A 12413-nucleotide genomic window follows, 5' to 3' on the forward strand; every position below is an offset into this window, starting at 1 on the left:
CGGCGGGTGAGAAGGCCGGTGAAGCGGGACGCGGACCCGCGCCGCGCCCGCCGCGGCCCGGCGAGAATCACGGGCATGAACCGGCGGGCGACGGCCGAGCAGGACCACGCACAGGCGCGCGACGCGGCCGGCGTGCTCGCCGCCGAGGGGGTCCACGCGGTCGCGATGACGTGGGTGGACAACGCCGGCATCACGAGGGTCAAGTCCGTGCCGGTGAGCCGGCTGTTCGACGCCGCCGTCGAGGGCGTCGGGATGTCGCCGGTGTTCGACGTCTTCCTCGTCGACGACTCGGTGACCACCAGCGCGCACATCGGCGGCCCCACCGGCGACCTGCGGCTCTTCCCCGACCTGGAGCGCCTGACCGTGCTGGCCGCCCAGCCGGGGTGGGCGTGGGCGCCGGTCGACCGCTGGACCCAGGACGGGGAGCCGTACCGCGCGTGCCAGCGCCTGTTCGCGCGGGCGATGGCCGAGCGGGCCGCCGCGGCGGGGCTGACGCTGCGGATGGCGTTCGAGGTGGAGTGGTTCGCCGGGGCCGACGACCCGGCCCCGCGCCCGGCGTCCACGGGCCCCGCGTACGGCATGACCCGCGTCGTGGAGCTGTCGTCGTACGCCGTCGACGTGCTCGAGGCGCTCGCCGCCCAGGGCGTCACGGTGGAGCAGTTCCACCCGGAGTACTCCCCCGGCCAGCTGGAGCTCTCGGTCGCCGCCGCCGACCCGGTCGCCGCCGCCGACCTCAACGTCCTGGTGCGCCAGACGATCCGCGCCGTCTCGGCCCGCCACGGGCTGCGGGTGTCCTTCGCCCCGGTCGTCTCCGCCGGCCAGGTCGGCAACGGCTCGCACCTGCACTTCTCGGTCCGCGACGGGCAGGGCAACCTGTTCGCGGGCGGTCCAGGCCCCTACGGCATGACGCAGCGCGGCGAGTCGGTCCTCGCCGGGGTGCTCGACCGGCTGCCGGCGTTGTGCGCCGTCGGCGCCCCGAGCGTGGCCAGCTACCTGCGGCTGGTGCCCCAGCGCTGGGCCGGGGCGTTCCAGTGCTGGGGCCACGAGAACCGCGAGGCCGCGCTGCGGTTCGTCGCCGGCCCGCCGGGCGCCGGCGAACGGTTCGCCAACGCCGAGCTCAAGGCCTGCGACGGCGCCGCCAACCCGTACCTCGTGGTCGGCGCGGTCTGCGCGATCGCCACGGACTCGGCCGGCGCCGACCTGCGGCTGCCGCCCGAGGTGCGCGGCGACCCGGCCTCGCTCGACCCCGGCGACCGGCCGCCCCGCCTGCCCGCCACGCTGCCGGAGGCGATCGACCGGCTCCGCGCCGACGCCGGGCTCCGGGACGCCATGGGCGATGCGCTGTTCGAGGCGTTTCTCGCGGTACGCCGCGGCGAGGCCGAGCTGTTCGCCGACCGCGAGCCCGACGACGTCGTCGCCGCGACCCGGTGGCGGTACTGAGTGGACAGCCTGCTGGAGGGTCTGCGCCTGGTCGACGCGCACTGCCACGGCGTCGTCGCCGGCCCGCTCACCGCGGACGCCTTCGGCCTGCTCGCGACGGAGGCGTCGGAGCCGGCACCGCCCGGCGTGTCGCACCTCGACGGCCCGCTCGGGCTCGCGATCCGCCGCTGGTGCGCGCCGGTGCTCGACCTGCCCGCCCACGCCCCGGCGGCCGACTATCTGGCCCGCCGGACCCAGCTCGGCGCCGACGCGGCCCGCCGGCTGCTGCACGCGGCGAGGCTCGCGGCGCTGTTCGTGGACACCGGCATCCGCGCACCCGGGGACGACTGGCTCGACGGCGACGAGCTCGGCGCGGCCGCCGGCGCACGCGTCGCCGAGGTGGTACGGCTGGAGGCGGTGGCCGAGCAGGTCGCGGCCTCGGGCGTCGCGGCGGCGGACTTCGCGCCGGCGTTCGCCGACGCCCTCGCCGCCGCCACGCGCACGGCGGTGGCCGTCAAGTCCGTGCTCGCGTACCGCCGCGGCTTCGACATCGACCCGTCCCGCCCGGCCCGTCAGGCGGTCACCGACGCGGCCGGCGGATGGCTGCGCCGCGGCGCGCCGAGGCTCACCGACCCGGTACTGCTGCGGCACCTGCTCTGGTGCGGCGTCGACACCGGCCTGCCGATCCAGCTCCACACCGGCTTCGGCGACCGCGACCTGACGCTGCCCCGCGCCGACCCGTCGCTGATGCGGGGGTGGTACGAGCGGGTCGAGCCCTCCGGCGTGCCGGTCGTGCTCCTGCACTGCTACCCGTACCACCGGCAGGCGGGCTGGCTGGCCCAGGTGTATCCGAACGTCTACGTGGACGTGGGCCTGACGCTGGGCCACGTGGGCGCGCAGGCCGGGCCGGTCCTCGGGGAGTTCTTCGAGCTGGCGCCGTTCACCAAGGTCCTGTACTCCTCCGACGCCTACGGCCTGCCGGAGCTGTTCCTGGTCGGCGCCGCCCAGTTCCGCTGGGCCCTGGGCCACCTGCTGTCCACCTGGCTCGCGGCGGGCGCGGTCGCCGACGCCGACGCCGAGCGCCTCGCCCACGCCGTCGCCGCGGACAACGCCCGCCACGTCTACCGGACCGCGATCGCCGCCTCCGCCGCATAGCGTGCGGCGCCGAGCACCGCTCTGGCGTTACATGCCGGCGCGGCAATGTGCACCTGGCGTCAAGGCCCGGCGTTGCCATTCCCCGCGGACCGCGGCGGTGGTGGGCTTGTCGCGGGCCGGTGCGCGGCAGGTGACTCCACCGGGGTCATCGCCCCCCGCAGCACGGCAGCCGCCGCGCCGGCCCGCAGGCTCTCCGGCAGGCCGTCGTACGAAACGGGGTTGAGCGGGCGATCGCGGGGACATTAGTGTGCCCGTCCGTGCGGACGAAGTTCATCATCGGCGGCCTGGCGGTGGCCATGGTCGCGGCGGTAGCCCTGTGGTGGCACGAGGCATCCGGCGACGGCGGGAGCGGCCTCGGCTGCTACGTGCGCGAGTCCAGCCCGGCGGCGTTGTTCGGCTCCGGGTCGGGCCCGGCCGCGACGCGCTCCGTCGGCTGCGACGAGCCCCACGACTTCGAGGCGGTCGGCTTGCTCGGGCAGACCGATCCCGAGGGCCGTTGCCGCAAGGAGGCCGAGGAGTTCCTCGGCGGCCCGTGGGAGCTGTCCCGGACAACCCTGGTGACGCTGGGCAGCCACGACCCGATGAACGGCACGCTGATGTGCGCGCTCGCGGAGGTCGCCGACACCGGCGGCAAGCCCGTCGCGCGATCCGGCAGCCTCCACGACGGCCTGCGCGGGACCAGACCGCTCGCCATCACCTGCCTGGCCGGCGACGACGACCAGGCCCGGTTCGTCGACTGCGCGGAGCCGCACACCGCCGAGTTCGTCGGCGCCGTCACGCTCGGCGAGGACGACGCGACCAAGACCGCCTGCACGAACGCCGCCGCGCAGTACCTCGGCCTGCCCAACCTCGAGCAGCGCACTGATCTGCAGGTCAACTGGCTCCGCCGCGACAGCGCGCTGTGCGTGGCCGTCGGCGACTCGCTGCGCGGCAGCCTCAAAGGGCTGGGCACGGACCCGTTGCCGCGCCAGAACTAGGCACCCGCTGCTCCCCGGCTGGCCTGGGGTCCGCTCGGCCGCCCGGTGCCGAATGCGAAATTCACGGAATGGATCATCCGGTCGGCGTTGTCCGGCGCTGCGCAGTGCAATGCCGATACTGCTGACCGGGCACGTCTGATGGCCGTTCGGCTCCTTGGTGCGGCGGGACCTTTTGCCCCTCTTCGGCGCGTGGCTAGCCTGACGTCGTCATGCGACGGGACGATCATCTGCCCGAAACGTGGGGGCCGGCCGTGCACAACCGGATCGAGCACCAGGGCAGCGCCTATCGCACCGCGAACCCCAACGGGTCGTGGACCACCGGATGGGACGACAACTGACGTGCGTATTCGGGTGACGGCGGCCTACGACGACCACGAGCTGCGGGTCGTGCCCAGCGCGACCGTGGACGAGGTCCGGCGCCGGCTCTACCAGTCCCAGGGTCCCCTCATCATCGACGGCGTAGGGCTCGCCGCGGACACGCCGATCGCAGACGCGGTCGTGCTCGACGGCGCCGTCGTCGTCACCGAAGGCGACGGGCGGCCGGCGACCGGCGCCGGCTGGCTGCTGGCCACGGCGACCGGCCCGGACGGCGGGCGCGGCGCCGGGCTGGCCGACGGCCGGCACCAGCTAGAGCCCGGGCTAATGCTAAGCGTTGACGGCCCTGCCGTGACGGCCGCTGTCGGGGCCGACGGGGCGGTCATCGACGGCCGGCTGTGCCACGCGGACGGCCCGGTGGCGCCCGGCGTCGTGCTCGGCTCCGCCCCCGCGCTGGCCCGCCTGGCCCGGATCGAGGCCGCAGAGCCGGGCATGACCGGCGCCGCCGAGCCGGGCCGGACCCGGGTGCCGTTCCACCGGGCTCCGCGCGGCCCGCTGCCGGCGCCCGCCCCGCTGCCCGAGGAGCCCCGCGAGGCCGAGGCGGCCGGCCGCTCGGCCGGATTCCTGCTCACCTCCGTGTTCGCCCCGCTCGTGTTCGCGCTCGGCATCTACCTCATCTCCCGCCAGCTGGCCTACGCGCTGCTGTCGCTGCTCGCCGTGCCGCTGGCGCTCGGCGGTCTCGTCGAGCACCGGCTGCGCGGCCGCCGCGAGCGCCGCCGCAACCACGCGGCCTACGAGCGCGACCTGGCCAAGCACGCCGAGGCCATGGCCGAGGCGGCGGCCGACGAGGTCCACCGCCGCTGGGCCGGCGTGCTGACCCCGGCCGAGTGCGAGCGGGTCGCGACGCTGCCGGGCCGCCGGCTGTGGCAGCGCACGGCCGGCGACCCCGACTTCGGCCACGCCGCCGCGGCGGTCGGCACGGTGCGCTGGGGCGGTCCCGGCGAGCTCACGCCCGTGCCGCTGCCCAGCCCGCTCGGCCCGCACGAGACCGTGTCGCTCACCGGGCCGCCAGACCTCGTCGACGCACTGGCCCGCGCGCTGCTGTGCCAGCTCGCCGTCCACCAGGGTCCCGCCGACCTGCGCATCGCGCTGCTGCTCGACAACGACCTGACCCGCTGGGACTGGGCGAAGTGGCTGCCGCATCTGCGCACCGACGACGACGGCGCCATGCGCTGCGCCGCCTGCGCCGACGAGCGGCAGCTGGAGGCCGCCGTGCAGCGCCTCCTCGCCGAGGACCATCGGCGTGCGGCCGGCGCACCGGCACCGCAGTGGCTGTTCGTCGTCAGCGGCGAGCGGCTGCGCCCGGGCGCCTGCGCCGCCCTGCGCCGGGCGGTCGCCGACGGCGCCGCGCTGCTCGTCGTCGGCGGCCCCGCGCCGGACATCGCCACCACGCGCCTGGAGGTCGAGGCCGGCGGCACGCTGCGGCACACCGCCGTGCGCGACGGCGTCACCATCCACGGGGCGGCGCCGATGCCGATGGCGATGCCGTCCGCTCGACGCTTCGCCCGGGCGCTGGCCCGCTACGAGGACCCGCTCATCGCCGACCGGCAGCCGGCGCTGCCCGAGATCGTCCGGTTGTCGGCGCTCGGCGAGATCGGCCTCGCCGCGCCGGTGGAGCAGATCGCGGCCGAGGTCGAGCGGCGGTGGAAGGCCGGCACCGCCCGCGACGGGCTCGCCGCCGCCATCGGGATGACCGAGCACGGCGTCTTCGAGCTCGACCTCGTCCGCCAGGGGCCGCACTGCCTCATCGGCGGCACCACCAGCTCCGGCAAGAGCGAGCTGCTCAAGACCATCGTGGCCGCGCTCGCCCTGCGGTACAGCCCGGAGCAGGTGGTGTTCGGGCTGTTCGACTTCAAGGGCAAGACGTCGCTGCAGGAGCTGGCCCGGCTGCCGCACGTGGTCGGCCTGGTCGGCGACACGGACCTGCACGAGGCCGAGCGGGCGTTGCGCTACCTCGCCGCCGAGCTGCTGCGCCGCGAGCAGCTGCTCTTCGCGGCGCAGGTCGAGGACATCGCGCAGTACCCGGGCGGGCTGCCCCGGCTCGTCGTGGTCATCGACGAGTTCCAGATCCTCGCCGACGAACTGCCGAACCTGCTCGGCAAGATCATCGACGTCATCAAGCGTGGCCGCTCGCTCGGTGTCCACCTGCTCTTCGCGACCCAGTCACCGATGTCCATCCGTAACTACGACGAGATCAAGCGCAACACGCGCCTGCGGATCACCCTGCGCCTCGAGGACGAGGAGGACTCGCGCCGCCTGGTCGACCTGCCCGACGCCGCGCTGATCCGCCGCCCCGGCCAGGGCATCGCCCGCCTGGGCGCCGGGCGGGTCGAGCGGTTCCAGACCGGCTACGTCTCCGGCCTGCCGGTGCCGACCGTCGCCGAGACTCTCGACGTGCTGCCGTTCCGGCTCACGCCGGCGTGGCGCGAGGACGAGCCGCCTGGCCCGCCCGCGCCCAGCCCGGTCACGCCCGAACCGCCGGCCCCGCCGGAGCCCGACCCGGTGCGCTGGTGGGAGCGGCTGCCGGGGACCGTCGTCGAGCCGGCCTGGCGCGCCGCCGAGGACGTCCACAAGGGACAGTGGTGGCAGGACGCGGCACCGGGCGCGGACGCTGCGGCCTCCGCCTCCGAGCAGATCGCCGCCACCGGGCCGGGCGCCGCCACCGAGCTGGTCGCCCTCATCGACGGCGTCCTGGCCACGCACGGCGCCCGAGCCGGAGCCGAGCCCTACGAGGTCTGGCCGCCGGCGCTGCCCGAACGGCTCGCCCCCGACCGGATCCCGCCGTCGCCGCGCCCGGGCGACCCGCACGTGACGTTCGCCCTCGGCGACGACCCCGAGGGCCCGGACCACGCCAAGCAGCCCGCCATCGGCTGGGACCTGCACGCCGGGAACCTCCTCGTCTTCGGGGTGCCCGGCAGCGGCACCTCCACCGCGCTGCGGTCCCTCGCACTTGCCCTCGCCGCCGCGTACGGACCCGATGAGCTGCGGCTCTTCGCGCTCGACCTCGGCGGCGGCGCACTGCAGCCGCTGGCCGCGCTGCCGCACTGCGCCGGCAACCACATCGTCACCGGCGACACCGAACGGCAGGCGGCGCTCATCGCGCACCTCGGCACCGAAATCGACCGGCGCTGCGCCCAGCCGCCCGAGCAGACCCGGCACGAGCCGTGGCTGGTGTTGCTCGTCGACCATCTGCCGGCGTTCCTCGCCGAGCACTCCGCGGCCCACAACCGCCACTCCGCCCCGCTCGTCGACGGCTTCCTCAAGGTCTTCGCGCAGGGCGGCGCCACCCGGGTCGTGGTCGCCGGGACCGCCGCCGGCGGCCGCGTGCCGACCGAGGTCACCGCTCGTGTCCGGCAGCGCCTCGTGCTCAAGCTCGCCGACGCGGGCGCGTACCTGGAGTTCGGCATCCGGCCCGGCGAGACGCCGCGCGCGGTGCCGGGCCGCGGCGTGTGGCTCGACGGCGAGGCACGCATCGAGGCCCAGGTCGCCATCCACGACGACGTGGCCGCCGCGGTCCGGGCTGTGTCCACGGGGCGCCGCGCGGCCGGCGCCGCCGTCATCCGCCCGCTGCCGGAGGCCGTCGACGAGGCTGACCTGCGCGGTGCCGTGCGGTGGGATGGCGGCACGGTGCTGTCGATGCCCGTCGGCATTGGCGGCGTCATGCCGGGCCCGGTGGTGGTGGCGCTGGAGGAAGGCGCCCCGCTGCTCGTCTACGGCCCCACCCGCTCGCGCAAGAGCACGCTGCTCGCCCGGATCGCCCGCCTGGCCCGCGACGCCGGCGAGGGGCCCGCCGTATACCTCTTCGCCCCCGAGGGCTCGCCGCTGCACGGGTGCGACGCCGAGCGGCCGCCGGCCCGCGACGAGGCCGAGGCGGCGGCGCTGGCCGCCCGCATCGAGCAGGAACGCCGCCCGGTCCTGCTCGTCATCGACGACCTCGCCGCGGCCGGGGACGCCTTCGCCGGGTTGCTGCACCGCGGCCGGCCGGGCGCGGCGCTGCTCATCGTCGCCGCGGACCGGCTGGACCGGCTGCGCGGGGCGGCGTTCGGCTCGTTCGCGTACCAGCTGCGCAACCAGAGCGGCCACAAGATCACCCTGCAGCCGGACGTCTCGGCCGGCGACCCGATCACGGGGCGCAACCTGACGTACTTCCCGAGCCGCCCGGCCCCGGGCCGCGGCTTCCTGCTCGGCCCCGAACAGACCCAGCTGATCCAGACCTGAGACCGAGTGAGGCCCTTGCCCATGAGCGCGGACATGACCGCGGCCCCCGAGGCCGGCGTCACCTGGCCCAACGCCGTGCAGTACACCGCTGCCGTGCAGCGGGCGCCGGACACGTTCAGCGACCCGGAGTTGGCCGGCGCCACGTTCGAACGCAACGCCGCCGGCATGCTCACCCACACCGAGGGCGAGTCGGCGTTCGTGTTCTTCACCACCGGCCCGGGCCGCCCGGCCGCGGTGCGCTGCCTGCGCCGCGAGATCCAGCACGGCGCCGAGCGGTACCGGCGCCTCGCGCGATTCCTCGCCGAGCACCCGGTGCCGGCGCTCGCCGCGGCGCAGTGGCAGGAGGACGGGATCGAGGCGAACGGGCGGCGCTGGCCGGTCGTGAAGATGGAGCTGGTCGACGGCATGTCGCTCGGCCGGCACATCGAGGACCACCTCGACGACCCCGACGGCCTGCGAGGACTGGCCGAGGCCTGGCTCCGCACCGCGCAGGCACTGGAGCGGGCCGGGGTGGCCCACGGCGACCCACAGCACGACAACATCATCGTCACGCCGTCCGGCGGGCTGCGCCTGATCGACTTCGACTCGATCTGGGTGCCGGGCGCGGCGGACCTGCACCCCGACGAGACCGGCCACCGCAACTTCCAGCACCCGCAACGCACCGCCGAGGGCGCGTGGCACCGGCACATCGACGCGTTTCCGGCCCTGGTGATCTACGTGTCGCTGCTCGCCCTCGCGGCCGAGCCGGAGCTGTGGGCCCTCAACACCGGCACGAACCTCATCCTCGAGCTCGACGACTTCGAGCAGCCGGGCGCGACGCCGACCTGGCGCCGCCTCTTCGCCAGTCGCGACACCCGGGTGCGCGACCTGGCCGACCTACTGGCCCGTTTCTGCGGTACCACCGTGATGCTGGAGACCGGCCTCGAGCACATCGCCGGCACGCTGGACCTGCCCAAGGGCCGGGCCTGGTCGGCGCCGGACCGCAGCGAGGCCACGACGCAGTGGTGGCAGCCGGGCCACCAGGCCGCCCCGATGCCGCCGCGCCCACGCCCGCACCCGGTGCCGCGGCCGCACGTCGAGCCGGGCGTGCAGTGGCCGCACGTCGGGCCGGACGTGCAATGGCCGCAGCCCATCCCGATCCCGGCCCACGTGGCCGCGCAGTCCGTGCCGCCCGTGGAACCGCCGCCGCCGGTCGGGCCCGAGCCCGGCCGAAACACGACGCTGCGGCGCCGGGTCCTGGCGTACTGGGGCGTGGTGGCGGTCCTGATTGTCCTCGGCGTCGTCGCCCTGCTCGGGAAGGTCCTGTGATGTCCCAGGAATCGATGACACGGACGCTGGTCAACCTCGGCCGCTCGCTCGTGGCGATCATCGGCGCGTTCGTCTTCGTGCTGATCGGCATGTCGAACCTGTTCGCCGCCCCGCCCGCCACGGTCATGGTGGCCGCCATGCCCGCCGCGGGCCCGGGACAGAACGACGCCATCGCGCGAATCCGCCAGGCGGCGGCCACGCACGGCGCGAGCGTGCTGATCCTGGTGGCGAAGTCGGCGATGGCGAACGGGTACCACGAGTTCGCCCGCGCCCCCGCGAAGCGCACGCCGACGCCGCAGCAGCCGCCCGCGCCCGCCCAATCCGTCATCGCGGTGCCGACGCCGGCCGCGAGCCCGTCGACCGCCAGCCCGGTGCCGAGCCTGATCAGCCCTGCGGCCCCGCCGAACTATCTCGTGGTGGTGCGCGACGACGGGCCGCAGGGCCTGCTCGGCACGTTCCCGGCCGACACCCGCGTCATCGACGAGCAGGGCAACGTCCTGCGCGCCGGCCGCGAACGACCGCCATCGACGCTCGCAGTGGTGGCGTGGGCCGTCGTGCTCTTCTTGCTGGGCATGCTGGTGGACCCGGTCACGGCGGGGCGCAACCTGGTGCGCGGCAGCCTGGGCGCCCCGGCGCCGGAGCCGACCGAGACCCCGGAACCGCCCACACCGCAGCTCTCGCCCGCGCCCCGACCGCCTGTTGCGCCCAGGACCCGGCCGGACCCGGCGAAGGCCGCGGCCCCGACCACAACCCGGCCCATCCGCGAAACCCGAATCGAGCTGGTGAAAGCCGCGGCCCCGATCATCGCCGCACCCGCGCCCGCACCCGTGCCCGCGCCCGCACCCGTGCCCGCGCCCGAGACCCGGTCGGAGCCGGTGAAGCCCGCGGCCCCGGTCACCGACCCACCCGCACCGGCAGCCCGGCCGGACTCGCCGGCCGAGAACCCGGCCCCGCCGACGGCGACACCCGAGCCAGCGCCGCCTGCGGCGACACCCCAGCCGGCGCCGCAGGCGACGACACCCCAGCCGGCGCTGACGGCAACGCCGGCCGGGTCGCGCAGCGGGGCGGCCTTCCGGACCTACACCGGCGTTCTGGCGCAGCCGGAGCTCACCGGGCAGTGCCCGCGCTGCGGCTCGTTCGACAACGCGGCCGGCCGGCCCGGCCTCAACGACTACCGCTGCCGAGCCTGCGGGCATGAATGGCACGCCCGCCCGGGCGATCCCTGGCCGCCCGTCGTGGTGCGGCCCAAGCTCTGGCAGCGACCGGAACTCTCTGCGGACTGACGACCCGACCCCCCGATGGAGACAACCATGACCCAGACGCACTCCCGCCCCATCAGCATCGACCGCCGATCGCCGGGCTGCCTCATCTTCTGCATCGACCAGTCCAGCTCGATGATGCAGGCCCTACCCGGCGACGGCGCCGCGGTGCCGAAGGCGAAGGCGGTCGCCAACGCGGTCAACCAGCTGCTGAACCTGCTGGTGATGCGCTGCACCGTGGACCGCAACGGCCCGCCGCGGCACTACTACGACGTCGCCGTCATCGGCTACGGCGGGCACGGCGTCAAATCGCTGCTGCGCAGCCGCGTGCCGAGCCGCATGCTCGTGTCGATCGTCGAGCTGGCCGAGCTGCCGATCCGGCACGAGGAGATCGACGGCACGCTGCTGTCGATCTGGATCGACCCGCAGGCGAACGGGCAGACGCCGATGTGCGAGGCGCTCGACGCCGCGGGCGCCATCGCGGCGGGCTGGGCCGAGGCACACCGGGACTCCTTCCCGCCGATCATCTTCAACATCACCGACGGCGAGCCCACCGACTCGAACCCGCCGAACGACCTGGAGGCGTGGAGCGGCCGCCTGCGCCAGATCACCACCCAGCACGGCAACGCGCTGCTGTTCACCCTGCACCTGTCGTCGGAGGCGACCATGCCGGTGCGTTTCCCGGCGCGCGAGGACGAGGTCCCCGACGACAAGTTCCGCCGGATGTTCCGCGTCTCCAGCGAGATGCCGGAGTTCATGCGCCTGCGGGCCGGCGCCCAGCCGGGCGCCAAGGGGCTCGTCTGCAACGGCGACATGGACTCGGTCATGTGGGGCCTGCAGATCGGCACCGGCCAGCAGGGCATGGTCCAGGGCCCCGGCGGGGGCCGTCGGTGAACCGCCCCCCGCGACTGCACGCGGTCGGCCTCATGGCCCCGAAGTGGGGCCGGGAGCCCGCTGCCTGGCAGGACTGCATCGCCTTCGACGTGGGCCGCGGCCTGTTCGCGGTCGCCGACGGCATCACGAACGGCTACGCCACAGCGGACTGGGCCGAAGCGCTCGCATCCGGCTTCGTCAGCGGCTTCCCACCCCTGCAGCAGCTGGCCGGCTCGACCGCCGCCGAAGCGTTCCCGGGGTGGCTCGCCGCGACCATCGAGGCGTGGGACCGCGGCGCCAGCCCGGCGGCGAACCACTGGGCGAAGGAACTGGAGCGCCAGGGCACCTGGGCCACCTTCGCCGGCCTGCGCACGCGCGTCGACGAGCGCAAGGTGCAGTGGGAGGCCCTCGTGGTGGGCGACTGCTGCGTCTGCCACGTCGACGGCAACACCGCGAAGTGGGTCATCCGCCCCGACGAGTTCACCGACAGCCCGCCGCTGATCGGCAGCCGGCTCGAACACCGCGCCAAGACGCAGAGCCACCTCACGGTGAAAACGGGCGCCGCCACGCCGGGCGACCTGCTCCTGCTGACCACCGACGGGATCGCCGAGGCCCTGATCAGGCACGGGGAGGGGATCAACTGGGCCGGCCTGGCCCGCATGGACGACCGCCACTTCGGGCGGATGGTCAGCGACGCCCGCCAAGACGGTGGCTTGAACGACGACGACGTCGCGCTGCTGGCGGTGCGGATCGAGTAGTCATCACCGAAGCCTCACCGGCTGCGCGCCAGCGTCGGCATCGCGGTCATCGAGACGGCTGACCGGCCCGC

At 75.3% G+C, this 12413-nt stretch carries 9 protein-coding genes; all 9 read left to right on the forward strand.

Going from position 1 to position 12413, the window contains the following annotated elements:
- Positions 1–75 precede the first annotated feature (75 nt).
- The 9 genes from ABD352_RS07445 (at position 76) to ABD352_RS07485 (ending at position 12342) form a co-directional block, all read left to right on the forward strand.
- The gene (locus tag ABD352_RS07445; protein WP_344611476.1) at positions 76–1440 is read left to right on the forward strand and encodes a type I glutamate--ammonia ligase; all 1365 of its coding nucleotides are present in this window, start codon (positions 76–78) and stop codon (positions 1438–1440) included.
- The gene (locus tag ABD352_RS07450; protein ID WP_344611477.1) at positions 1441–2574 is read left to right on the forward strand and encodes an amidohydrolase family protein; all 1134 of its coding nucleotides are present in this window, start codon (positions 1441–1443) and stop codon (positions 2572–2574) included. It begins immediately after the preceding gene.
- Positions 2575–2831: 257 nt separating this feature from the next.
- Entirely contained in the window at positions 2832–3551 is a 720-nt protein-coding gene (locus ABD352_RS07455; RefSeq protein WP_344611478.1) for a septum formation family protein, read from the forward strand.
- 209 nt (positions 3552–3760) lie between these two features.
- Positions 3761–3889: a hypothetical protein gene (locus tag ABD352_RS07460; RefSeq protein ID WP_344611479.1), complete on the forward strand. Its 129-nt coding sequence runs from the start codon at positions 3761–3763 to the stop codon at positions 3887–3889.
- A 1-nt stretch (position 3890) separates the two neighbouring features.
- On the forward strand, positions 3891–8144 hold the full coding sequence (locus tag ABD352_RS07465; protein WP_344611480.1) for an FtsK/SpoIIIE domain-containing protein: 4254 nt from the start codon (positions 3891–3893) through the stop codon (positions 8142–8144).
- A 21-nt stretch (positions 8145–8165) separates the two neighbouring features.
- Positions 8166–9452 carry a protein kinase family protein gene (locus ABD352_RS07470; protein ID WP_344611481.1) on the forward strand — a complete coding sequence of 429 codons (1287 nt, stop codon included), beginning with the start codon at positions 8166–8168 and terminating at the stop codon, positions 9450–9452.
- The gene (locus ABD352_RS07475; protein WP_344611482.1) at positions 9452–10735 is read left to right on the forward strand and encodes a hypothetical protein; all 1284 of its coding nucleotides are present in this window, start codon (positions 9452–9454) and stop codon (positions 10733–10735) included. Before ABD352_RS07470 ends, ABD352_RS07475 begins: the two co-directional genes overlap by 1 nt.
- A 27-nt stretch (positions 10736–10762) precedes the next feature.
- Positions 10763–11605 carry a hypothetical protein gene (locus ABD352_RS07480; protein WP_344611483.1) on the forward strand — a complete coding sequence of 281 codons (843 nt, stop codon included), beginning with the start codon at positions 10763–10765 and terminating at the stop codon, positions 11603–11605.
- Complete coding sequence (locus ABD352_RS07485; protein WP_344611484.1) at positions 11602–12342, forward strand: hypothetical protein; 741 nt, start codon at positions 11602–11604, stop codon at positions 12340–12342. Before ABD352_RS07480 ends, ABD352_RS07485 begins: the two co-directional genes overlap by 4 nt.
- Positions 12343–12413: the final 71 nt, after the last annotated feature.

Origin of the sequence: Dactylosporangium salmoneum, assembly GCF_039532525.1 — a bacterium.
Lineage (GTDB): Bacteria > Actinomycetota > Actinomycetes > Mycobacteriales > Micromonosporaceae > Dactylosporangium > Dactylosporangium salmoneum.